This is a genomic window from Zooshikella ganghwensis DSM 15267 (assembly GCF_000428585.1).
Classification (GTDB): Bacteria; Pseudomonadota; Gammaproteobacteria; order Pseudomonadales; family Zooshikellaceae; genus Zooshikella; species Zooshikella ganghwensis.
In genome coordinates this window covers 28,799-53,608 of sequence record NZ_AUAF01000012.1, presented here as the reverse complement: position 1 = coordinate 53,608, position 24,810 = coordinate 28,799, and the positions used below count along the sequence as shown (strand labels likewise).

Sequence of the window (24,810 nt, the reverse complement as noted above, 5' to 3'; positions counted from 1 at the left end):
TTTACAAAAAAAATTGCAAAAACACCACCAAAAAACTAAAATTCAATCAATTCTGTAATTTTATAACAACATATAAATTACAAGTTACCGCAAAGTAGGTTAGGTACATGCCCACAGTAGCCAAAACAAAATGTGATATAGCACTTTTTGGCGCCCAAGGAGACTTGGCCCTGCGGAAACTTTTCCCTGCACTTTATCAACTCGATAAAGCAAATCTCTTAGCCCCACAATTAAGAGTGCTTGGTTTAGCAAGATCCCCAATTGATCAAGAAAATTTTCTGGAAACAGTCCGTATCCATCTCTGCAAATTTATCGCGCCGAATGAAATTGACGAAATTGCTCTCGCTCGCTTTCTTGCAAGGCTTTTTTACATTGAAATCGACTTTACTGATGGCAGTGCTTACCACACATTACATGACAAACTATGCGAAACGAATAACCCTTTAGTTTGCTACTTTGCGACACCTGCTGCTATCTATGGAGAAATTTGCCAAAACCTTTCTAACGCAGGTTGTATCGATAACCAAACACGCATCGTACTGGAAAAACCCATCGGATATGACCTTGCTTCATCTAAAAAAATTAATGATGCAGTAGCGCAGCACTTTGCTGAAGAACAGATTTACCGAATAGACCATTACCTAGGTAAAGAAACGGTTCAAAACCTGATTGCATTACGCTTTGCTAATAGCTTATTTGGCTCTCAATGGGATCATAATCATATTGATCATATTGAAATCACTGTGGCAGAAACCATTGGCATTGAGCACCGATGGGGATACTTTGATCGAGCTGGTCAGTTGCGTGACATGGTACAAAACCACCTACTGCAATTGCTGTGTTTAATTGCAATGGACCCGCCCAATGATTTAAGTGCTGACAGTATTCGTGATGAGAAAGTTAAAGTCCTCAAGGCATTGAAGCCCATTGATACTCACTCCCTCAATCATGATGTCATTAGAGGGCAGTATTGTGCTGGCAGTTTCCAAGGCCAGCTTGCTCCTGGTTATCTAGAAGAGCCTGAAGGTAAAGACTCTCAAAGTTGCACCGAAACATTTGTAGCTATCAAAGCACAAATTTGTAACTGGCGATGGGCAAATGTGCCTTTTTATTTGAGAACAGGAAAGCGAATGACTGAAAAGCTTTCCCAAATCATCATTCACTTTAAAAGGCCGCCTCATTATATTTTTGCCCCTGAACAGCGTGATATAGCAGAAAACAAACTTATTATCAGACTGCAGCCTGATGAAGGTATTTCTCTTCAAGTACTGACCAAAGATCAAGGGCTTGAAAAAGGAATGCGCTTAAAACCAGGCCCACTCAAACTTAACTTTTCAGATACATTCCATACTCAGCGTATTCCAGATGCTTACGAAAGACTCTTCTTGGAAGTAATCCAAGGCAGCCAGTACTTATTTGTGCGTCGCGATGAAATTGAATATGCCTGGGTCTGGTGTGATCAAATAATTAATGGATGGCAGAGCCAAAATACACGCCCGCAAAAATACCCAGCTGGCTCTTGGGGCCCCGTATCTTCAATAGCAATGATTACCCGTGATGGAAAGTCCTGGCATGAAGACTCTGCTTGAACAACTGCTCACTGATGTGAGAGCCAAACTAAAGCACCCCCTGCTTAGCTTTAATGATAGTCAAAAGCTGGTGGCTGCTTTGACCGATACCGTCACAGATACCTTGCAATCAGGTTTAACGCGCCATAGTCAGGCAACACTTGTGGTATCTGGTGGTAGCACCCCCATTCCGCTGTTTAATGCACTTGCTGAGTGCAACCTGAATTGGGCCAACGTGAGTGTTACCTTAGCAGACGAGCGCTGGGTTGATGAGCACCATGCTGATAGTAATGCTCAGCTAGTTAAAAAACACTTATTACAAAAAAAGGCTTTTACTGCCAAATTTTACGGCTTAAAAACACCTCCAGTTGATGCAGATAGCGGTCTAGATTCTTGCTCAAAAATACTGAAGCAACTGCCACAGCCTTTTGATGTGGTTATTTTAGGGATGGGGAATGATGGACATACAGCTTCACTCTTTCCTAATACGCCTACCTTGCAGGAAGGACTCAACTCAACAACGCCAAAACTATGTCTGTCATGCCAACCGATCACAGCACCTCACCAGCGTATTACATTGACATACCCCGTGCTGGCATATGCCAAGCTTGTGATCTTACACATTGTAGGGGAAGACAAGTTACTTACGTTACAGCAAGCGTTAACCACTGAAAATCAAGCGGATATGCCCATTCGTGCCTTTCTGCAGGATCCGTCCATTAATTTTGTTGTTTATTGGAGCCCTTAAGCTCATGCGCTCAGGATCAAACATGTCAAACTTAACACTGGCAACGCAGGCGACACAGCAGATTGATTTAATCTGCCGACAGTCCCCGATTATGCCTGTGATAACCATTAATGATATTTCTGAAGCGCTACCACTAGCGAATGCTCTGCTTGATGGTGGAATTTCAACGCTGGAAGTTACCTTAAGAACACAAACTGGTCTGGATGCAATCAGCATCATTCGCAAAGCGCTGCCTGAAGCGTTTGTTGGTGCAGGCACTGTCACTTCAGTGGCAATGTTAAATGCAGTAGTTGACGCGGGAGCTCAGTTTGCAATAAGTCCAGGTTTAACCCACGAACTACTCCTTGCTGGCATTGATTCAACCATTCCATTACTGCCTGGTATAGCAACGCCATCTGAGCTTATGCAGGGACTACAACTTGGCTATCAGCGCTTTAAGTTTTTCCCAGCAGCCGCTGTAGGCGGAGTGCCTGCTTTAAAAGCTCTGGCAGGCCCTTTTAGTAATGTATGTTTTTGCCCCACAGGTGGGATTAATGCCAACAACGCCAGAGAGTATCTCGCCTTACCGAATGTAATGTGTGTTGGTGGGTCATGGGTCGTACCAAGTGATGCTGTTCGCAATAAAGACTGGCAGCGAATTACTGAGCTTAGCAAGCTAAGTATCCAGGCATTGCTGCAAAGCTAATGAATACCCTTTTTATCATTATTCAGCTGTCCTCTGAATAATGTGTCTCCTTCCCAGCAATGGGAAACTGCTCTAGGACAAGTGTTTTATAACACTACTCTTGGCATTTTAACTCCGCTTTATGCGGAGTTTTTTTTATCTGATAAATTTAAAGTTTTGCTTTTGTATACCCTTCGCAAAAGGAGTAGCTTTTTAACAAAGCCATATCGATACTACTAACCTAATTTTTCAGAAGAAACTAGTCCCTGAGCAGCGCCTAATAAACCAGGATATTCAGCAAGCACTAAATATGAGGGAATAGCATTTAGGTAATCCCGAAATCGGCCTTTATCAATAAACGCATTTCTAAAACCACTCTTCATAAAGTGCGCTTTAAAACGTGGAATGATCCCTCCAGCAATATAAACACCACCTAACGCACCAATGGTAAGCGCAGCATTGCCTGCCACAGCGCCTAAAACCTCCGAAAACATCTCCAGTGTCTGGCAAGCCAATTTATCTGTGCCTTCACAACCTTCAGTTGTAATATATGAGGGGTCTACCACTGAAATTTCTTGACCCGATACTGCCGCAAGCGCTTGATATAAATTAACTAAGCCACTACCCGACAGTATTCGCTCAACAGAAACATGCTCAAAACATCTGTGCAAATAGCGCCAAACCTCAACCTCTAATTCATTACGAGGCGCAAAGTCTACATGCCCTCCTTCCGTGGGGATTGGCAACCAGCCTTGCTGAGTTCTCACCAAACCTGCCATCCCCATGCCTGTTCCAGGCCCCATGACCAGCTTAGGCTTATCTTTGACAGAGTCACCCTCTCCAACCTGGCAAAGATCTTTTTCCGACAGCACCGGCAATGCTAAGGCAAGCGCGGTAAAATCATTAATTATTCGAAGCTGCTTTAACCCTAGGTCAGTCTTCAATGTCTGCTTATCAAAATACCAGTGGTTATTGGTCATACGCACTTGGGCATTATGAACCGGGCAGGCAAAAGCAAGGCAGGCTTGTTCCGGTGAAACACTCTGTTGGTTTAAGTAGTGAGTAATTGCCCGGTCAATATTGGCATAGTCTTTACAAGCTAAAACCTGAATCTGCTGTAACGATTGCGTTGATAAATCAAACAATGCGAAACGGGCATTGGTTCCACCAATATCCCCCACTAATGCAATTTGAGATGACACTACTACCTCCTCACTTCCATTCATTCATCAGTCATGTGCTTAATAATGTAAAGCCAGACCTTTTTATTTTATACCCTTCGCTGTGAGTATCTACTCAAAGTGAAGGCTACAAATTATTTGCCTACATTATCGAAATCAAAGACTGTCGCTCCAAGTTCTGCACCACCAACCACTTGCCGCATTTGAGCAAATAACTCTCGCCCCATGCCTTGATGAAAATCAGATAAATCGGCAACAACTGGTGTACGTTGTTGCCACTCTTCTGCAGGAACTTTAACAGTTAATATTCCCTGTAATGCATCTACACAGACAATATCACCATTTCTCAATTTGGCTAATGGCCCGCCTTGTGCCGCTTCAGGGTACACATGAATTGCCGCGGGCACTTTTCCTGAAGCACCAGACATACGACCATCTGTGACAAGTGCCACTTTAAAACCTTTGTCTTGCAAAACACCAAGAAATGGCGTCAGTTTATGTAATTCAGGCATCCCAGTCGCCTGAGGCCCTTGAAAACGAACAACTACTATACAATCCTTATTTAACTCACCTCGCTGAAAAGCTTCAGCCATTGCTTCCTGACTATGAAAAATAATAGCTGGTGCTTCAATCACTTGATGCGCCTGTGCAACTGCAGACACTTTAATCACACCACGCCCAAGATTACCCTTCAGCAGTCGTAGACCTCCTTCAGCACTAAAAGGCTTACTTACTGGTCTTAACACCTCAAGGTCATGTGATATCTCAGGCCCTGCGCGCCAAATTAGAGCATTATCTTTTAAAACGGGTTCTTGAGTGTAAGCTTCCAACCCTTCACCGACCACAGTGACCACATCATTATGAAGCAGGCCTGCGTGTAACAGCGTACGAATTAAAAATGCCATACCACCTGCCGCTTGGAAATGGTTGATATCAGCCTGTCCATTTGGATAGATTCGCGTCAGTAGTGGTACAGCCGATGATAGTTCAGCAAAGTCATCCCAGGTAATGTGTATACCTGCAGCTCGAGCTATTGCCACTATATGCATAGTGTGGTTTGTTGAACCACCTGTTGCTAACAAGGCAACAACTGCATTAATAACTGATTTTTCTGAAACAACCTTCCATATAGGCGTGTAATTTTCTGTGAGCGCAGTTATTCGTGTGACCTGACGAGCCGCTTCTCGGGTTAGTTCATCACGCAATGACGTCTCAGGGTTTACAAATGATGCACCTGGTAAATGCAAACCCATGATCTCGATCAATAACTGGTTACTATTAGCTGTGCCATAAAATGTGCAAGTACCAGGAGCATGGTAAGATTCAGATTCCGCTTCAAGCAACGCTTCACGACCAACCTTACCTTCTGCGTAAAGTTGTCGCACTCGGGCTTTCTCCTTGTTTGGTAATCCTGATGGCATTGGTCCTGCTGGCACAAAAATGCATGGCAGATGACCAAAGCTTAATGCGCCAATCAAAAGCCCCGGCACAATTTTATCGCAAACACCAAGACAAAGGGTGGCGTCAAACATGTTGTGAGAGAGTGAGATAGCGGTTGCCATGGCAATCACATCTCGACTGAAGAGGCTAAGCTCCATGCCTGGTTGCCCTTGAGTGACACCGTCACACATCGCAGGTACACCACCAGCGAACTGTGCAACGGAACCCAGCTCTCGCATGGTCTCTTTAATAAGAGCCGGGTATTTTTCCAGCGGCTGATGCGCAGATAGCATATCATTATATGCTGAGACTATAGCTACATCAGCTTGAGTGGCGAGCTTAAGAATTTGTTTGTCTTGCGGCTGGCAAGCCGCATAACCATGAGCTAAGTTTCCGCATGAGAGTGTGGATCGGTGAGGTCGCGGCTTTGCGACTTGCTGCATTCGCTCAATGTAGGCTTTACGGCTTGCAGAACTTCGGGCAATGACCCGTTGAGTAACGCTGGCGATTGTAGGGTGCATTACGCTTCCTCATCAGTCGATAGTGAGATAACGTTTTCAAATGGTAATATTACATAATTTAACACGGACTTCTCAGTAGTTTTTATTGTCGAAAGTCCATTTTATTTGTAATATTACCAATAAAATATAGCAGTCTTTGTAGGAGGATTCTTCCATGACCATTCGTGTTGCTATTAACGGTTACGGTCGTATTGGTCGCAACGTACTTCGTGCTCTTTATGAGAACGGCTACCGCGATCGTATTCAGGTTGTTGCTATCAACGATTTGGGTGATGCTGAAATCAACGCTCACTTAACTCGTTATGACACCGTACATGGCCGCTTCCAAGGCGAAGTTCGCACTGAAGGCAGCACAATGGTTGTCAATGGTGACGAAATCCGTATTACTTCAGAGCGTGACCCATCTAAGCTTGACTGGGGTTCTCTAAATGTAGACGTTGTTTACGAATGTACAGGCATCTTCACTAGCCGTGAAAAAGCCAGTGCTCACCTTGCAGCAGGCGCTAAAAAAGTCATCATCTCTGCACCAGGCACTAACGTTGACGCTACTGTTGTATATGGTGTTAACGATGACGTACTACGCCAGTCGCATGAAATCATTTCTAACGCTTCATGTACCACTAACTGTTTAGCACCAGTCGCTAAAGCTCTGAACGATACTGTTGGTATTGACAGCGGCTTGATGACAACGATCCACGCTTACACTAACGATCAGAACCTATCTGACGTATACCACAGCGATATGTATCGTGCTCGTGCAGCAACCATGTCTATGATCCCTACTAAGACTGGTGCAGCTGCTGCAGTAGGCTTAGTACTGCCAGAACTTAATGGCAAGCTGGACGGTATGGCTGTTCGTGTCCCCACTATCAACGTATCTGTTGTAGACCTTAACTTTGTTGCTAAGCGTGAAACTAGCGTTGCAGAAATCAACGAAATTATGAAGAAAGCATCTGATGCTTCTCCAGTTTTAGCCTACAACGTTGAAAAACTGGTTTCTATTGACTTCAACCACAGCATTGTTTCTTCTACATTCGATGCGACTCAAACACGCGTTAACGGTAACCTGGTTAAAGTTATGGCCTGGTACGATAACGAGTGGGGCTTCTCAAATCGTATGCTAGACAACACCATTGCTTTAATTAATGCACCTGCATAAGCGTAGGAGCATAAGCCATGGGAAGCATTCGTAGAACTAAAATCGTAGCCACCTTAGGTCCTGCCTCTAATGACTTAGCAACATTAGAGAAAATGATCAAAGCGGGCGTTAATGTGGTTCGCCTGAATTTCTCACATGGCGAGCCAGAAGACCATCAAAAGCGAGCTGAGCTAGTCCGCGAAGCCGCTAAGCGTCAAAATGCTTTCGTGGCGATTCTTGGGGACCTTCAAGGTCCCAAGATTCGTATTGCACGATTCAAAGAAAGCAAAGTTGAACTGGAAGTTGGCCAGACGTTCATTCTTGATAAGTCTCTAGATAAAAATGCTGGAGATAATGAGCGTGTTGGTATTGACTATGAAGCACTTATTGCTGACTCACGTCCAGGTGATATCTTATTACTTGATGATGGCCGCGTTGAGCTTCGTGTTACGGGTGTTACTGAGCACGAAGTTATTACAGAAGTACTGATTGGTGGTCCTCTCTCCAACAACAAAGGTATCAACCGTCAAGGTGGTGGCTTGTCTGCCAAAGCCCTTACAGAGAAAGATAAAGTCGATATCAAAGTCGCTGCTCAAATTGGCGTGGACTATGTAGCCGTATCTTTCCCTCGTTCAGCTGAAGATATGGATGAAGCCCGTCAACTGTTGCATGAGGCTGGCTCTAAAGCTGGTTTGATTGCAAAAATTGAACGCGCTGAAGCTGTTGCTGATGATGAAGTACTCGACTCTATTATTCGTGCTTCTGAAGGGGTAATGGTCGCTCGTGGTGACTTAGGTGTTGAAATTGGCAATGCAACACTAGTTGCTGTGCAAAAGCACATTATTGATCGTGCCAGAAGTTTGGATCGCGTGGTTATCACTGCGACTCAAATGATGGAGTCAATGATCACTAGCCCAATGCCAACCCGTGCTGAAGTTTCTGACGTCGCTAATGCCGTTTTGGATGGAACAGATGCAGTTATGCTGTCTGCTGAAACAGCTGCTGGTAAATACCCAGTGCAAACTGTTGAAGCAATGGCTAGTGTTTGTGTAGGTGCTGAGTTACACCCTGCAGCACACCGTTCAAAACACCGCCTGGATGAACCCTTCCAGAATATTGATGAGTCCATTGCACTCGCAGCAATGTACACAGCTAACCATCTGCAAGGTGTAAAAGCGATTATTTGTATGACTGAGTCAGGGGCAACGCCACTGTTGATGTCTCGAATTCGCTCATCTATTCCAGTGTTTGCCTTTTCTCGGCATAAAGATACGCAAAACCGTGTTGCCCTTTACCGTGGCGTAATGCCAATTCCATTTGAAACTGACACTATCCCAGGTAAAGAAGTTAACCGTCATGCCATTCAGGCACTCAAAAATGCAGGTCATGTAAGCACTGGTGATTTAATTATCATCACTAAAGGTGACCGCGCCCACTCTCAAGGTGGAACCAATACACTTAAAGTATTGTGTGTTGACTAATGTTATTCACAACCTTGTGAATGACGGCATGACACTTATATCCGTGAGGATATAAAACGTAATTGTTTTTTGAAGTATATGCTTGCCATATTACTTCTGGGATGCTGAGCATCCCATTTCTCCCAAGTGCAAGGCTGTTATTCAGTCCTGTGGACTTTACAGGGACCATTGAGTCCCTGTCCTTTTTAAAAAGCTTCAGACTCGAAAAAGCCTGGACACTTTTAATTCACCATAGCGGCTTTTACTACCGCTACCAACCGATGTGCCGCTGTTTCTGGTGTCATACTGGGGTCTTTGAAAAAAGCTGTTATCACTTCGTATATAGCTCCCCCTGTGTCTGATGTTGTTGCCATATACTGGGTATAACTTGGTAGTAAATTTCCATTTTTAGCCGCAACAGTCAGTGACTGATGTGAAAGTTGCGCACACTCATCAAACTGATCGAGTGGAACATCATTACGAACAGGAATAGAGCCTTTACGCAAATTAAACGCTTTCTGAAAGTCAGGCGTCATAATGATTTTTGCTAACTCTATTTGCGCCTTTTGCTTTTCTGCATTTTGAACATCAAACATCACAAAGCTATCGATATTATAGATAAAGCTATCTTGTGTACCTGGTGCTGGAATACACGCAAAATCCACCCCTGCTACTTTTCCTGCAGCCAAAAATTCACCTTTTGTCCAATCCCCCATTATTTGCATTGCTGCACGGCCTTCAATCACCATCTCAGTGGCAGCATCCCAATCCCTGCCTTGCGCCTCATCATCATAATAAACACTCAAGCGCTTGAACTGTTTTAAAACTTGAATCATTTTCTGGCTTTCAAGTGTATCAATATCATTTTCTACAAATGCTTTACGGTAAAACTCATTACCCCCAATACCCAGCGCAACTATTTCAAAAATAATAGCCTGCTGCCACGCCTGATTACTCAACGCAATGGGTGTAATGCCTTTAGCCTGCAGCTTGGTAGCAACCTCATTCAGCATGGTCCAAGAGGTAGGCACAGGAAGATTATATTTTCGGAACACATCCTTATTTAGCCAAATCCAATTGACTTTGTGAATATTAAAAGGGACTGCTACAAACTTGCCATTATGCTGCATTATTTCAGTGACAAACGCAGGCAGACGCGATGACCAATTTTGTTCCTGGCTTACAGAGGATAAATTAGATAAAAAACCTAGTCTGGCCCATTCTTGAATTTCTTTCCCTTTTATTTGTGCTGCAAGTGGTGGGTTAGCCGCTAACACCCGAGACTTTAAAACGGTCATTGCTGTCTCCCCACCACCTCCTCTCACGCTTGAATCTATCCACTGATAGCCAACACTAGCCATAGCAGCCTTAAGTTCGTTGACAGCACGTACCTCTCCTGCTGAAGTCCACCAGTGCAAAATTTCAACTTCTGTTGTTGCCCAAATCTTTTGAGCAAATAACATTAATAATGAAACTGTGGTGGACTTTAGCCAATAAGTCATAGCTTACATCTCAGTTAATTTTCTTTTATATATTTCTAGGCTATAAAACGTTAATTAAGAGGGGAAGTGAGCATAACCTAAAAAAATATGGACTTTTATTGTCGAGGTAGCGTTAGTTCAGCAATTAACCCACCTTCAGGGTGATTTTTTAAAATAATTTCCCCACCATGCGCACGTGCAATACTGCGAACAATGCCTAGGCCCAACCCTCTAATGCCAGACTTAGAGACATTTCCCTGACTACGATAATAAGGCTCAAACACCTTTTCTAAATCGCCTAGTTGTAATCCTGGCCCGAAGTCACGGATAGTGATGACTAATTTTTGTGGAGAATCAATAATTGACACTTCGGCTCGTTTCCCATAGGCGATAGCATTATCCAATAAATTGGTCAGCGCTCGTTTAATCGCTAAAGGTTTACCGATAAACATCTTACAGTTATTACCGATCAAACTAACCTCATGGCCTGCCATCGAGGCATCATCTTTTAAGCGCCTTAACATCGCCATAATGTCAATAGGTACCTGGTTTTCATGGATATCAGTGTCTTTCACACACTGTAAAGCGCCCTTTACCATCAGGTCTAAATCAGCTAAATCCTGACAAAATCGTTCGCGCTGCATATCATCCGCTAACATTTCTGCTCGCAAGCGCATTCGCGTTATAGGTGTTTTTAAATCATGAGAAATAGTTGCAAATAATCTAGCTCGATCATCAATATATCGCTGTAAACGATACTGCATTGCATTAAAAGCTTTTGCCGCCTTCACCATTTCCTGACTACCCTCTTCAGGTAAAGGTGGCTGTTCAAGATCTCGACCAAGCTCTTCTGCAGCTTTCGACAGTCTCTCTAAAGGTTTAGCCAGCCAAGTCACGACCCAAAACGACACCAGAAGCAAAACAACAAGCATCAAGCCTAAAAAAATCAAACGCTCAGTGGACAAAAATTCTCGCTCAGAGATAAATGAAGGATGAGGTATTAAAGCAGCCACATATAGCCATTCATTTTCTGCGACCTGAATTTGCGTCACCAGAATAGGCGGCGATAAAGGTTTCATAAGCAAGCTATGGTGTGTCCAGCGGGGTGGTAAATCTGTCAGTAAAACATCATTATTAAACACGTGAAGGGTATCTGGATCAGAAAATTTAACGATTATGCGCTGATTTTTACCTAGCTCTTTTCTGAGCACTTTATTGAACTCACTAATCACAATATGGTGTATCCGTTTTTCTGGATAATCATTAATTAAAATGAGTTCTTTATTAATACTTACAAAAAAACGGCTTCCTCCCATATTACGCAACTGATCAAGAACGATATGCCGGTATTTGACTGGAAGAGAATTAAAAAACTTTACTGTCGACGCCATGCTCAATGCCATATGCTCAGCCATTCGGCTGACCTCCTGCTCTTCAGCAAAGCGAGCCTGAGTCATCCAAATGACGCTACTAATAAGTTGCACTGCCGCAATGGCCAGCACAAGCACACTGGCTAAACGCCCAACTAACGATTTTGGCCAAAAACGTCTAATCCAACTCATCCGCAACACTGACTTCTACTGCAAGTACATAACCTGCCCCACGAACGGTTTTGATTATTTGAGGATTTTTACCATCGTCACCAAGCCGATGTCTAAGCCGACTGACATGAACATCGATTGATCGATCAAAAGGACTAGACTCTCTACCTCGGGTCAGGTCAGAGATTTCATCACGCTTAAGAATACGTTGAGGGTGCTCTAGAAACAGCATCAGCAAAGCAAAGTCTGCCCCTGTCAAAGGGTACTGCTGTTCACCTTCTCGCACTAACTGTCTGCTGGTAGTATCCAAAGTCCACCCTGCAAACTTGTAATAACGAGGGTTAGCAGCAGGCCTTACCTCAACGGGCTGTTGATGGGTCTCAACCCTGCGTAAGATAGCCTTGATTCGCGCTAAGAGTTCTCTTGGGTTAAATGGCTTGGCCATGTAATCATCAGCCCCCATTTCCAAGCCAACAATCCGATCCGCATCATCAGAACTTGCCGTTAACATAATTATCGGCACCAGTGACTCCTTGCGAATCTTCTGACACAGCGTAAAACCATCATCACCAGGTAACATAACATCTAACAGAACAATATCGATATCTTCAGCGGGAAACTGCTCGAACAGTGATACGCCATCAGCTGCTTCCAACACAGAAAACCCTGAACGCTCAAGGTATTCTCGTAATAACGTTCTAATTTCGGTATCGTCATCAACAACGAGTATTTTTTTGTTTTTATGCATATTTAGCCAAATAAAACATTACAAACGTTACAAAAGTTCACCCACTCAGGCTATATCTATGGGATAAGTCAATGACAAACCGCGTTTAGGTAAACTTAATTTGTTACTCTCTGCAATTAACTATGATACCCCAGTAAAGGTATGAAACAATCCAGACAGATGTTTTAAATACTATAACAAAATAACCACAGGAACACTTATCTCGTGTTTCGAAGGCGAATAACGTCATATTCCTCCCTCGCCCAACGTTCATCACTCTGCAATTGATACAGCTCATTTTGCAGCTGAAACTCTTTGGCTCGTATGTGGTTAATCGAATTCATAAGCGCTGACCGCTTGTCGATATGATCACCCTGCTCAATAAGTTCTCGTTCTTTAGTAGAAAGCTCAGTTCTTAAAGAGCGTAAGTCCTGCTCTAAGGTTGAAATTTTTTGCGTTATTGACTGCCAGTGCTGCCTGGCTTGATATACTTCATGCCCCCGTTGATAGCCTGATAAAAACCGCGCTTCTAATGCACTGGGGCAAACGCCTTGATAATGTTTTCCTTGTTCACCTTCCGCATAACCTCGGGATGCAGTACAGTAACGCTGAAGACCTCGTTGATAACCTGCTTGATATGCTTTGAAATCAGGAACAACTGAGTAGTCAGAACAATCTTTACGATATATACCCACTCTTGAACTTAAATGACCTTGAGAGCCATCTTCAAAACCTACAGTATGCCAGTTAGCTAGTCGACACTCGCTTTCTGTCATGACACTACAGCCATTGACGAGGAGTAACAGCAGGACAAACACAAAAGAATCTAAAGCGCTTCGCATAAAAACATTTACTCAGGTCTTGTTTATAAAATTAATACCATACACAAAAGAAAAATAACTTTCTTTTTATATTATCTAAAAACCGAGAGCCATAAGCCTGTAAAACATAGTTTCATAATATACGAATGCCGTTGAAACAAAATTAAAATATGGAGAATTGATACTTACAATGTATATAAATACCCAAAATGTAGGCTACAAAACTGCTTCCAGGCACTTCTGAGCACAAGTGGTGTCTACTTATATCTACAGCAAGTATTTCTTCTTTAACTATAATTGTTTGCAATCTGTTTTTTTAAATGGGTGAACACTGTGTTTCAGCGTTGTAAAAAATGCTTATACATTTTCTGTTGTATGACACTAATTGCTGGTTGTGGAAGCCAACCTTTTCGCGTCGAAAACCTCGCTAAATCGGATACTGACTTTGTTGCAGACACAGTACGCGCTGAAATGCGAAAACACCTAGCAACATTGATGGAAAAGCTTTATAAGCGCAATCCACGTGAGTTGTATAAGTCTGGAGCAACGATTAAACAACGTCAAACCCTTCTATTTGATCATTATGGACCTATACGTTTACCTGAGCTAAAACGAAAAGCCAGTACTGATGCGATCCTTCTCGCGTTTGATGACTCTTTTAATGGTGATCGTGTCATGGCGGTGATGGCAGGTTTAACTGACATGATTCGACAAAGCTATGACTATCATGATGAGTTTTTCATTCTTGATGAACTAAACCAACAAAAACTTTATAACAGTGCACGTAACCTGGAAATTCTGGCTTGGCGTTTACAGTCTCGTAAAACCCCCTCAGGAAAACCTTACTTGATTACTAACTCATTACAACAGGATGCGGTCAACCTAAGTTTTGAGCGACTTTTTGGCAAAATGATCATGCTGCAAGATATGATGGCTCAGATTGTTTCCAGTAAAAATGATCGCACAATCAACTTTCTGGTTAGGGGAGTGGCAACAACAACTTTTCTTCCTATCTGACAGCTGCAACCTTTAACAGCTTTAATACTGGTGCCGTATAGCCCTTAAGCTATCTTCATTCACTGCGACAACTCAACCTAAAACTATTCATACTCAACTAGTACTTTATAGTTGGTTGAGCGCAGGTTTCTTGACTACAGTTAACATGTATTCCCTTAGCAGGCACCCTATGGGGGCACGCCATGAATCTGAAACGTATTCGCAATCATCACCTGCCTATTCACCGATTATTAATCTTGTCTTTTGAAGGTGATATCTACATGGCTGAAGTTCAAATTCATGATCGAAAATTCTTGGTTTTAAATGACAAAGATAATAAACCACGAGTTTTCCCAAGCTTAGCCAGCGTAAGAGATGCGTTCGATGGTCTAGCTGTATGTGACACAGAACACGCTCACTACTCAGCTTATGATGAAATGATAGGGCTACGCAGCCATGACAGTGAGAGTATGGGGCAAAAAGACTTTTACCCTATAAACAGTCAAAACCTTCACTGAAGCTTAATTGAAAAGTAATTTACTAAGGGCCTGTTAACACACTACTAGGGTTGATAATCCCAGCGCCATAAAATGCCATGCTTCGCTTTAAGGCGTTCATACGTTCCATCAAGAATAAGCGATCTTAGGCTATCATCAAAATCAGTAACCACGGTTTTCACATGCTCATTATTTTTACTGAATCCGACATAGAGATTATTCTCTGATAAAGGATCAGGTAAAAATGACACCAAGCTTTGAAGTTCTGGTGCTTTGTGTGCAATTTCAAAACGAGCTACAAACTCATCTTCTAGGGTTAAATCTATTCGATGTTTAACCAGCTTGTATAAATTCACTAAGAACGTTCTTTCTGGAGACTTCTTAAGTACTGGACTCATATCAAATTGGGGTTCATAAGCATAATCACGAACAACACCTATCTCATAATGCCTCAAGTCCGCAAAGTCCGTACTCACAATATTGCTGTCCACACGCTTGATAAACTTAATACGGTTTGTCATATATGGCTTAGAAAAGACCATCTTTCTTGCCCGCTCGTCGCTATACCAAACATCAAGTAACGCATCAAATGTACCATCATAAGTACCTTTCAATGCTCTTGACCAAGGGAGTATAACGACATCTACTTCATAGCTCTTTCTTGACATAGCTACAGAAAACAGCTCGGGGGAAAAGCCTTTATTGAGTAACTCTGTACCTGAGTAAGGAGCCCACTCTGTAGCCGCAACCACCAGCTGTCCACTCCCACTCCATGCTGGGCCCACAAATAACACGACAAATAACGAAACCCACTTACCCACCATGCGCTAACATCACTTAATGCTATTTTCACTCTTTAGCATAGAATACGAGCAATATACTTCACGAAAGCTTTTTTCAGAGGGCAGGAACAAATGCTTAGCACCTCATTGCGCAATAAGAATTGATCTCAAAAACTGACTCACAATCCTGTTAAAGAGAGCGGGTTTTTCAGCATGCAGCCAGTGACCTGCATTTTGTATTATTTTTACACCTGCTGCCGGGAACAGAGACAAAATAGCATCCTGATGACGCGGCAAAATATAATCAGAGGAACCACCTTTAATAAACAACACGGGTTTATCATAAGATGACTCGCTACTCTGCCCTGCCATGATATGTTCATAGTGCTTAGCAATGGCAGAAAGGTTCATGCGCCACTGAAAGCCAGAAGCCGAGGTTTTCACTAAGTTTTTTAGCAAAAAACTGCGCACGGAAGCTTCATTTATATAGGCCGCTAATTCTTTATCCGCTTGTACTCGAGAGGTAATAGCAGACAATGCTAGCCCTTGAAGCCCAGCAAAAACCTGATGATGATGAGGAGGGTAACGAATTGGTGCAATATCTGCGACGATTAACCCTGAAACACGATCAGGTGCCCGCAAAGCAACTTCCATAGCAACCTTTCCACCCATTGAGTGCCCCAAAAGCACGGCTTCAGTCAAGTTAAGTGAGTCCATAAAACGAATGACATCATTTGCCATTAACTCATAGTTCATCATTTCATGATGTGGTGAGCGTCCATGGTTACGCAAGTCAATGGAATAAACAGAAAAGTCCTCAGCAAGCACTTTAGCAACAGCACCTAAGTTTTCTAGCGATCCAAATAACCCATGCAGTAAAACTACTGGAGGGTTTCCTTGTATCCCTTGCTGACGATAATACAAATCAAACATGCAACCTCAAAAAGTGTGTGGATATTACTGAAGGTATACCTTATATCTGCTAATACGCTTCAGAGGATAACCTCAAAGCGAATGACATATACCCATAACAAAGGGTATACAACCTTAACATGACATAGTGAGTGATGGGCAGCTTATCTTAGTGATGAAGAAACAGGAAAGCCGCTTTCCAACATCACAAAGATAATATGGGAGCTCACTTTCAACATTACAGAAGTATCTTTCAGGAAATAGTGGAAAATCACATTGACTACGCAAAACTAAGCTGTACTAAGATTTTAACAAGCAAAGCCAATGATTAGAGCACAAAGCATAAAGTAAGTTATCCTTTCTGTTCCAGAAGGCAAGTACGCATTAAACTGCTAAATTATTCACTAAATAAAAAATTATTGTACCTCTCTTGCAACAATACAAAGCTGCGAATGTCAGATCATTATCTCTACAATAATTTTAACTTTTCCTTCAATAAGGGTTTTATAAAATTTAACGATTAAACTAGCTATCATGCTCAAACTACTACATCAAGCCGCTTAGATTCTAGCGCTATACATTGGGCAAAATAGGAGCACTTTCAATGATTACTTATACTTTTTGAAGTAAAGCACTAAAGTTAAAATAAACAGTTTTAAGATCCTGTTTTTTAGCTACGCACCTTCAGACACACATTTCCCTGTTATAACAATTTACTTAGAAAACAAAACAATTATCACTATATTTTAAAATATACGGAAATTACGAACTGAAAAGTACTCATTAATTTGAATAATACAGTACCTTTCATATTGATCATACTTTATACAAAGGATCTGCATTAATGAAGTTATTACTCACAACAGCAGTAAGCATTATTATCTCTTTTTGCATGAACAGTGCTGCCTTGGCTGAAGCGCGCTCAAATCAAAATGCCACAGATGCAGAAATCCGCCAAGAAGCGGCAGAAACCTGTAAGGAATGGGCAAAAGAAGATAAGGTTCCCGCAGAAAAGCATGAAAACTACACACAAAAATGTATCGCCTTTTTAATGGGAGAGACTGACGACTTTAACCCCTAATCAACTTATCCTGACTTGTATCGACTAACGATAAGAGAACATCCTGTTACAAAGTTGATTACACTTTTCTCTCCCTAACTATACGTCGCAGAAAAGCTAAGCAGTATAACTCTTAAACGGCTAAATGACATATCGTCTAGCAACCGCGACGTACTAGTTACTAAAATGAGCGTTTCTTATTAGTGTTTACTTAACACTGAAATGAACGATTATAAGTACCTAAAAACTAGCCTCTACCGGCTACCTAAAATTAGTTTATTTTGTAATTGACATTGGTTGAGTTTTGGCATATTGATTACCTTGAACCAACTCAGAAATACTGGTGGTTTACTCACTGTAGAAATGCTATAGGTTAGTCACATTCGATAGGATATGGCCAATGAGTACTGCTACACTCAGTCAGAGCTTCAACACCGTCAAGCGCTTCTTTGATGATGTTCATTTCCCTTATGGATTTCAACGGTCTGGTTTTTTCTCAATTAGAGAATCCAATACACTGACATCTATAGGCGATGCCTTAAAAGCACTCAGTGAGGGGTCTCGAGAACCTCAGTCAGATGAAGAAGCTAACTTTGTAAGGGTCGTTCGCGGAGAAGCAGCACCTTCAACCTTTGTGGAAAAAACATGGATGAAGTACCTTAATAAAATTAACATGGAAGATGCTTATACCGCTGTTTACTTTGATGAGGATTAAATCCTCTTGGTAGATAAACCATTAGCATTAGCTGTCAGATGTTTCATATTATTAGCGATAGTATAGACAGCTCTATTTATTTAATATGACAAGCTAGCAGTTAGCTATTTTTATACACCCCAACCACTCATTAAATTCAGCAATTGGGGCTTAAAAATATGCCATTACTGCTCTTGTAAAAAACTCAGTAGTTAAACGCTTCTATCAATGAGATCCTGATATAAGCTTACCACTTTATTTAATTCTCTAACTATTGACCCCATTGAGGCTGCAACCAAGTGAGGTACAAACTTTTTTTCGTGGTATTTACTCATACCCTTTTTGGCATATATCCAGTGTGACTTGATTTTTTTAATGGCATTATTTATATCTGCAACATTAGTATTATTCTTACTAAGCAATATCACACCCACATTAAACTCTTTATTAAATTTGGACAGCGCTTCCTCTATTTGCGGCTCTCTAAACCCCCAGGCATAAGCTGTGTAATACAAAACCATCTGTTGCGCTAAAATTCTTTGCTTAGCTGTTGCCATCATCATGTTTTTATAACGTGAGGAGATACCCTGCGCTACAGTTTCAACAAACTGACTACAACTTTTATATAAATCAACATTTCTTGACAGCAACTGTTCACCTCCATATTTAGTTGCTCTTTTAGTTAATAATGGCTTTGTCTTTTTCCAGTCTTGTTCTAGTTTTTCTATAGCACTTTTTAAGGTTTCAGATAATTCTTTACGCTTAAAATCCTTAAGCATGTTATCAAAAGCCTTGATACTTTCTTTCATTTCAACTGATGTTTCAGCGACATCAACTTCAACACCCAACAGCATATAATCCTTTATTACCTGCTGACTCAGCATGCATTGGTACGTTGCCTGATTAAAAAACAATCCCACTTCCTCACTCGCATCTTGTGCTGTTACATTATGAGGCAAGATAATTAAAATAATACTGGTAACAGCAAGCAAACTACGCATTAATTTCCAAGATTTTGTTAACATCAGTCTTATGTTCCTTTAGTAAATAGCAACCTATACCTACTAACATCCATGATCATAGGTATACTTTTAAACAACATCATAAACTTTATGCTTGGACAGCAGTTTATCTCAAAAGGGAATTCATAAAATTTCAGGAGTAGCGATAATATACCTACAGTGAAGGATATAAACTAACAACATGAAAAGTTTAATGAAACGCGACTATTAATCCCAAGAATGCTACATTAAGACGACAGTTGGCATAATTAGTATTGATCTACTATGTGAATAAGTTCAACAAAAAAATGCTTTCTAAAAAAAAGTTGATAACTATACCCACAGCGAGGTATTTTTATACCCCAAGGGCACAAGGGTGCGGCCGTCAAGCGATGAAGCCCCTGGGCAAGTTTACTGCTGTGAAACTTGCGGTAGCCACTTTAATTGATATAACAACGCTGCTGGGCGGTTATATTAATAAGTGACTGAGGTGAAGAGCGAAGGGTATAAGCTACACTGAGTTCAATATGAAAAATAATCGCGGAAAACTGAAAAAGTCAAAGATTAATGTAACCATAAAAAAAGGTGCTTTCTCATTGAGAAAACACCTTTTTCACAAGACATATAATGCCATTAAGCGTTTAGTTACACCGCAATTGGCGCCTTAATATGCGGATGAAATTGATAATTCTCTAACGTAAAGTCATCAAAGGTAAATGCAAATAAGTCTTTAACCTCTGGATTGATTCGCATTGTCGGTAGTGGCAAAGGATTACGTTCCAACTGGGTTTTAGCTTGTTCTAAGTGATTAGCGTATAAGTGTGCATCACCTAGTGTATGGACAAACTCACCCAACTGCAAATCACACACCTGTGCAATCATCATCGTTAAGAGAGCATAAGAGGCAATATTAAAAGGTACCCCAAGAAATATATCCGCACTGCGCTGATAAAGCTGACACGACAACTTTCCATCAGCAACATAAAACTGAAACAAACAATGACAAGGAGGCAATGCTTGCTTGCCAATAACAGCATTTTCTTTTGGCGAGATAGACGTATCAGGTAACACCGTAGGATTCCATGCACTCACGACAAGTCGACGGGAGTTGGGATTCGTTTTTATATCATAGATAAGCTGGCTAAGCTGATCTACTACCTCACCATTAGCGCCTTCCCAGGAGCGCCACTGTTTACCGTAGACGGGACCTAGCTCACCCTCATCAGTTGCCCATTCATTCCAAATGGAAACACCATTTTCCTGTAAATAACCGATATTAGTATCACCTTTTAAAAACCATAACAGCTCATGAATAATTGAGCGTAAATGGCACTTTTTGGTTGTTACCAGAGGAAAGCCTTGTTGCAAGTCAAAGCGCATCTGGTAACCAAAGACACTATAAGCGCCTGTACCCGTCCGGTCATTCCTGAAAACACCATGATCATACACATGCTGCATAAGTGCTAAATATTGTTTCATCTTTATTTCACCTGTTCACTCGCTACGGGTGCATGATGTCGCATATATGTTCGATCATCGGTATTCATACCATCTACCAATGCCCGACAGCGATAAGCATAAACCATAAAGGCAATACCCAAAATAATCATTGGCAATGTGAGCAACTGCCCCATAGTCAGCCAATCAAATGCGATAAAGCCTAAATGACTATCAGGTTCACGGAAAAACTCCACCGTAAAACGAGCAAGACCATAACCCAATAAGAAGAGGCCAGACACAGCCATTCGAGGCCTTGGTTTAGCGGAATACCACCATAATACAATAAACAGCAGAATGCCTTCTAAGACACCTTCATATAACATGGAAGGATGACGAGCTAGTTCACCGCCTTGTGGGAAAACCATTGCCCAGGGGACATCCGTCACTCGTCCATAAAGTTCACCATTAATAAAGTTACCCACTCTTCCTGCAGCTAGACCCAGAGGTACCATAGGTGCAATAAAGTCTGTCATCTGGAAAAATGATTTATTGATTTTTTTCCCATAGAAATACATCGCAATGAGTACACCGAGTAACCCGCCATGAAATGACATTCCGCCATCCCATACTTTAAATAGCTGTAATGGGTTCTCCAACCAAGCATCAAAGTGATAAAACAGCATAGAGCCAATTCGACCACCCAAAATGACCCCAAGCGCAATATAAAACAGTAAATCTGAAACATGTTCTACTTGCCAAAGTCCATTTGAACGTTTGGCTCGATACGACATCAATACCCAGCCCGCCGCAAAACCAACCAAATACATCAAACCATACCAGTACACTTTTAATGGGCCTAACTGGAGTGCAATAGGGTCTATATCATGTACATACACAGTGTAATCCTTCTCCTCGTCATGAAGAATAGTGAGTCATCCAGGCATTATAACGTGCTTAGCAGCCCGCAGCGATGGCTATTATGTGAACAGTAAAAAATCTATACCCACTAAAAACAATACAGCCGCAAATGCCAACTGCAGTTTATCTTCTGGTAATTGATGCGCAAACTTAGCACCGATTTTTGCAAACCAAATACTTGTTGCATTGATACCTAATAGAGCAGGCCAATAGACATAACCTGTTGACCAGTCAGGGAGTCCTTCGTGCCCCCACCCATGCCAACCATAACTTAACGCTCCAACGGTCGCCAGAGGGAAGCTGCACGTTGCAGCAATGGCAACAGCATGCTGCATAGATACATTATGCCAACGAAGTGCAGGAACAGTCAGAGTACCCCCGCCAATTCCAAAGACCGCAGAAATTGAGCCGATTACTCCACCATAAGTAATCTGTCGTGATAAATCCGGCAACTGACCTGTAATATTGTCAGAGACTTTTTTTTTGCTTAACACCATTTGAGCAGCCATAACCATGGCAAAAGCACCAAAGCCCTTTATTAGCCATACTCCGCCAATAAATGTAGCAAGCCATCCTCCCAAAGCACTTCCGACAATGACCCCAAATACTAGTCCCATAAACTTTCGCCAAGGCAGTAAACTATGGCTTAAATGGGCAATCATGGAGCTTGATGCAGTAACAGCTATAGAAGCTAACGATGTACCAATGGCTAGGTGAGTTACTACAGCTGGTGAAATTTGCTGAAGAGTAAAACTGTATAAAAGAACCGGTACAATAATTAAGCCACCGCCAATACCAAACAATCCTGCAAGTAATCCTGCTAGAGCACCTAACGTAAGATAAAAGCCTAGTAGTAACATGTTTTTTTAGAGGTAAGATGAAAGGAATGAAGCATTGGCACTCATATATTTCACTGTATTTTGCCAAGCTTTACTGTTTACTGAGCTTTACTGGGCGTAATTATTTTTCCTAAGCCTTTTTTACGTAAAGCCAGCTCTATGGTACTGCTAATCAAGTGAGGGTTATCCATTTTCAATACAGACTGTAAAAGCTCTTTTGCCCAGCTTACAGAGATTTGCCTCAACAACCACTTAACTTTGGGTAAATTAGTTGCATTCATTGACAACACGTCGAACCCCATAGCAACTAAGAGCAATGACGCAACAGGGTCTCCCGCCATTTCACCACAAATACTCACGGGCTTGCCAACACGATGCGTATCTCTTACCACTGCTTGTAATGCTGTCAAAACTGCTGGGTGAAAAGAATGATAAAGCTCTGCAACACGAGGGTTATTGCGATCAACCGCTAATAAGTACTGAGTGAGGTCATTACTACCAATAGAGACAAAATCAACTCGCCTTGCTAACTCCGACACCTGGTATACCGCAGCAGGCACTTCGATCATCACACCAATTGGCGGTAGTGCAACATTACAGCCCTCAGTCACAACTTCCCCGTAAGCCCGATGAATCAGGTGTAACGCATCATCAACTTCAGACACACTGGATATCATCGGCAACATAATGCGTAAATTATTTAACCCCGCACTTGCCTTAAGCATTGCCCGGATCTGCACCAAGAAAATTTCAGGGTGATCCAGTGTGACTCTGATTCCACGCCACCCTAAGAAAGGGTTATCCTCTTTGATCGGGAAGTAAGACAGTGATTTATCACCCCCAATATCTAACGTACGCATAGTGACGGGGTTAGGCGCAAAGGCTTCAAGTTGACTACGATAAATCTCCTGTTGTTCGTTCTCACTAGGAAAGCGCTCACGGATCATAAACGGCACTTCTGTCCGATACAGTCCAACACCCTCAGCACCTCTATCTAGTGAGCGCATCACATCTGTAATAAGTCCTGTATTAACCCACAAAGGTATACGACAGTTATCTAGTGATACACAAGGCAAATTTTTCAGTGACTCTAAGCCCGCAATAAACAGCTTTTCTTCATCAACAACTTCTTGGTAATAAGCACGTAACTCATCAGAAGGGCTTAGATAAACCCGCCCAACGTTGCCATCGACAATAAGTTGTTTGCCATTTAGCTGAGTATAGGGCAAATCGAGTGCCCCCATAACGGTTGGTATACCCATGGCCCGAGCTAAAATAGCCACATGAGAGTTACCAGATCCTTGTACAGACACAAGTCCAACAAGTTTTTCCTTAGCAACCTCACCCAACATAACGGGTGTTAACTCTTCACTGACTAAAATAGTCTGGTCTGGGTACTGAATATTGACCGTCTGCTGCTCTTGAAGGTAAGCAAGTACACGACGGCCAAGATCCTTAACATCAACGGCACGCTCCCGTAAGTAAGGATCTTCCATCATTTCAAAATTGCGTACATGTTCATCAATTACACGTCGCAAAGCGCCTTGTGCCCACTGACCTTGACGAATAAGGTCACTGACCTCAGCGCCCAGCGCATTATCGTCAAGCATACGTAAATAAACATCAAATAGAGCCTGCTCCTCAGGACGAATATGATCAGCAAGCTTTGAAGATGTTCGACGTAAGTCGTCTCTTACTGATTCAAGGGCATGCTGAAAATGCGCTAGTTCAGCATCAATATCCTCACAGGTTTGATCAGGCACACCATTTAAAAAAGCCGGAGGTAACACTGCAACAGCAACACCAATTGCCACACCAGGAGCTCCTGCAACGCCATTAAAGCGTGCGGCCTGTTTTACTTCACCCAACTGAGAGTAATTATCTTGCTTAATGGCACCTGTCGCTTCAGCATGAGCAATAACACCCGCCAACTGTGCAGACATGGTGACTAAAAAAGACTCTTCACTTTCTTCAAAACACCTGCGCTCTCGCTGCTGAACAACAAGTACGCCTAAAATTTTTCGGTGGTGAATAATAGGAACGCCTAAAAAGGCATGGAAGGGTGCTTCTCCCGTTTCTTCCAGATAACGGTATTTAGGGTGTAAAGGTGCATCATCAAGGTTAATAGGTTCTTCGCGCAAACCCACTTGACCCACAAGCCCTTCAGAACGTCCTAGTCGAATGCCTATCGCTGACTTCTTTAGTCCTTCGGTTGCTCGTAAAGTATATTCACTGGTCTCTTGATCAAACAAATAAACCGAGCAAACTTCCGTATTCATTGCTTTACGGACTTCAGCAACAATAATGGCCAACGCAGACTGTAAGTCATGCGCTGCATTTACATCCTGAACAATCCTCCGCAATGTGTTGAGCATCGTGTG

General features: G+C 42.1%; 22 protein-coding genes. 9 read left to right on the top strand and 13 right to left on the bottom strand.

Features of this window, described 5'->3' with window-relative positions; genetic code table 11:
- Positions 1-107 precede the first annotated feature (107 nt).
- The 3 genes from zwf to F607_RS0104720 are packed head-to-tail and all read left to right on the top strand — an operon-like array spanning position 108 to position 3,001.
- On the top strand, positions 108-1,589 hold the full coding sequence (gene zwf, locus F607_RS0104730) for a glucose-6-phosphate dehydrogenase (protein WP_027707147.1): 1,482 nt from the start codon (positions 108-110) through the stop codon (positions 1,587-1,589).
- Positions 1,573-2,316, top strand: a complete 744-nt coding sequence (gene pgl / locus F607_RS0104725; protein ID WP_051310900.1) for a 6-phosphogluconolactonase — start codon at positions 1,573-1,575, stop codon at positions 2,314-2,316. Before zwf ends, pgl begins: the two co-directional genes overlap by 17 nt.
- 22 nt (positions 2,317-2,338) lie before the next feature.
- On the top strand, positions 2,339-3,001 hold the full coding sequence (locus F607_RS0104720; protein WP_084611103.1) for a bifunctional 4-hydroxy-2-oxoglutarate aldolase/2-dehydro-3-deoxy-phosphogluconate aldolase: 663 nt from the start codon (positions 2,339-2,341) through the stop codon (positions 2,999-3,001).
- Positions 3,002-3,216: 215 nt separating this feature from the next.
- Here F607_RS0104720 and F607_RS0104715 read toward each other — a convergent pair whose 3' ends face one another.
- Both F607_RS0104715 and edd read right to left on the bottom strand, forming a co-directional pair.
- Positions 3,217-4,182 carry a glucokinase gene (locus tag F607_RS0104715; RefSeq protein WP_027707144.1) on the bottom strand — a complete coding sequence of 322 codons (966 nt, stop codon included), beginning with the start codon at positions 4,180-4,182 and terminating at the stop codon, positions 3,217-3,219.
- Positions 4,183-4,295: 113 nt separating this feature from the next.
- Positions 4,296-6,122, bottom strand: coding sequence for a phosphogluconate dehydratase (gene edd / locus F607_RS0104710; protein ID WP_027707143.1), 1,827 nt, complete (start codon positions 6,120-6,122; stop codon positions 4,296-4,298).
- A gap of 154 nt (positions 6,123-6,276) precedes the next feature.
- Between edd and gap the strand changes: the two genes are divergently transcribed.
- Both gap and pyk read left to right on the top strand, forming a co-directional pair.
- Positions 6,277-7,281, top strand: coding sequence for a type I glyceraldehyde-3-phosphate dehydrogenase (gene gap, locus F607_RS0104705; RefSeq protein ID WP_027707142.1), 1,005 nt, complete (start codon positions 6,277-6,279; stop codon positions 7,279-7,281).
- Between the two features lie 17 nt (positions 7,282-7,298).
- Positions 7,299-8,741, top strand: a complete 1,443-nt coding sequence (pyk, locus tag F607_RS0104700; protein ID WP_027707141.1) for a pyruvate kinase — start codon at positions 7,299-7,301, stop codon at positions 8,739-8,741.
- A 221-nt stretch (positions 8,742-8,962) separates the two neighbouring features.
- Here pyk and F607_RS0104695 read toward each other — a convergent pair whose 3' ends face one another.
- From F607_RS0104695 to F607_RS0104680, 4 genes are all read right to left on the bottom strand, one after another.
- Complete coding sequence (locus F607_RS0104695; protein WP_027707140.1) at positions 8,963-10,222, bottom strand: ABC transporter substrate-binding protein; 1,260 nt, start codon at positions 10,220-10,222, stop codon at positions 8,963-8,965.
- Positions 10,223-10,317: 95 nt separating this feature from the next.
- Positions 10,318-11,763, bottom strand: coding sequence for an ATP-binding protein (locus F607_RS0104690; protein ID WP_038290091.1), 1,446 nt, complete (start codon positions 11,761-11,763; stop codon positions 10,318-10,320).
- A complete protein-coding gene (locus tag F607_RS0104685) occupies positions 11,750-12,490 on the bottom strand; it encodes a response regulator (protein WP_027707138.1) in 741 nt (246 codons plus the stop codon). The genes F607_RS0104690 and F607_RS0104685 overlap by 14 nt, the downstream gene beginning before the upstream one ends.
- Positions 12,491-12,687: 197 nt before the next feature.
- A complete protein-coding gene (locus tag F607_RS0104680) occupies positions 12,688-13,311 on the bottom strand; it encodes a DUF2799 domain-containing protein (RefSeq protein WP_027707137.1) in 624 nt (207 codons plus the stop codon).
- 354 nt (positions 13,312-13,665) lie between these two features.
- Here F607_RS0104680 and F607_RS0104675 point away from each other — a divergent pair, with 354 nt between their 5' ends.
- Both F607_RS0104675 and F607_RS28180 read left to right on the top strand, forming a co-directional pair.
- On the top strand, positions 13,666-14,307 hold the full coding sequence (locus F607_RS0104675; RefSeq protein WP_051310898.1) for a hypothetical protein: 642 nt from the start codon (positions 13,666-13,668) through the stop codon (positions 14,305-14,307).
- A 182-nt stretch (positions 14,308-14,489) separates the two neighbouring features.
- Positions 14,490-14,804: a DUF6482 family protein gene (locus F607_RS28180; protein ID WP_038290085.1), complete on the top strand. Its 315-nt coding sequence runs from the start codon at positions 14,490-14,492 to the stop codon at positions 14,802-14,804.
- A 44-nt stretch (positions 14,805-14,848) separates the two neighbouring features.
- Here F607_RS28180 and F607_RS0104665 read toward each other — a convergent pair whose 3' ends face one another.
- Together F607_RS0104665 and F607_RS0104660 are read right to left on the bottom strand one after the other, a co-directional pair.
- Positions 14,849-15,607: a substrate-binding periplasmic protein gene (locus F607_RS0104665; protein WP_027707135.1), complete on the bottom strand. Its 759-nt coding sequence runs from the start codon at positions 15,605-15,607 to the stop codon at positions 14,849-14,851.
- A gap of 102 nt (positions 15,608-15,709) precedes the next feature.
- Positions 15,710-16,498 carry an alpha/beta fold hydrolase gene (locus F607_RS0104660; RefSeq protein WP_027707134.1) on the bottom strand — a complete coding sequence of 263 codons (789 nt, stop codon included), beginning with the start codon at positions 16,496-16,498 and terminating at the stop codon, positions 15,710-15,712.
- 823 nt (positions 16,499-17,321) lie between these two features.
- Here F607_RS0104660 and F607_RS28175 point away from each other — a divergent pair.
- Together F607_RS28175 and F607_RS0104650 are read left to right on the top strand one after the other, a co-directional pair.
- Positions 17,322-17,558 (top strand): hypothetical protein, encoded by a 237-nt coding sequence (locus tag F607_RS28175; protein ID WP_038290082.1) that lies wholly within the window; start codon positions 17,322-17,324, stop codon positions 17,556-17,558.
- Between the two features lie 379 nt (positions 17,559-17,937).
- Positions 17,938-18,252 carry a MaoP family protein gene (locus F607_RS0104650; RefSeq protein ID WP_038290079.1) on the top strand — a complete coding sequence of 105 codons (315 nt, stop codon included), beginning with the start codon at positions 17,938-17,940 and terminating at the stop codon, positions 18,250-18,252.
- A 191-nt stretch (positions 18,253-18,443) separates the two neighbouring features.
- Here F607_RS0104650 and F607_RS0104645 read toward each other — a convergent pair whose 3' ends face one another.
- From F607_RS0104645 to ptsP, 5 genes are all read right to left on the bottom strand, one after another.
- Positions 18,444-19,079, bottom strand: coding sequence for a hypothetical protein (locus F607_RS0104645; RefSeq protein WP_420864427.1), 636 nt, complete (start codon positions 19,077-19,079; stop codon positions 18,444-18,446).
- A gap of 798 nt (positions 19,080-19,877) precedes the next feature.
- Positions 19,878-20,711 (bottom strand): thymidylate synthase, encoded by an 834-nt coding sequence (locus F607_RS0104635; protein WP_027707131.1) that lies wholly within the window; start codon positions 20,709-20,711, stop codon positions 19,878-19,880.
- 2 nt (positions 20,712-20,713) lie between these two features.
- Positions 20,714-21,568, bottom strand: coding sequence for a prolipoprotein diacylglyceryl transferase (lgt, locus tag F607_RS28170; RefSeq protein ID WP_084611102.1), 855 nt, complete (start codon positions 21,566-21,568; stop codon positions 20,714-20,716).
- Between the two features lie 81 nt (positions 21,569-21,649).
- Positions 21,650-22,450: a sulfite exporter TauE/SafE family protein gene (locus F607_RS0104625; protein ID WP_027707130.1), complete on the bottom strand. Its 801-nt coding sequence runs from the start codon at positions 22,448-22,450 to the stop codon at positions 21,650-21,652.
- A 77-nt stretch (positions 22,451-22,527) separates the two neighbouring features.
- Positions 22,528-24,804 carry a phosphoenolpyruvate--protein phosphotransferase gene (gene ptsP / locus F607_RS0104620; RefSeq protein WP_027707129.1) on the bottom strand — a complete coding sequence of 759 codons (2,277 nt, stop codon included), beginning with the start codon at positions 24,802-24,804 and terminating at the stop codon, positions 22,528-22,530.
- Positions 24,805-24,810 lie beyond the last annotated feature (6 nt).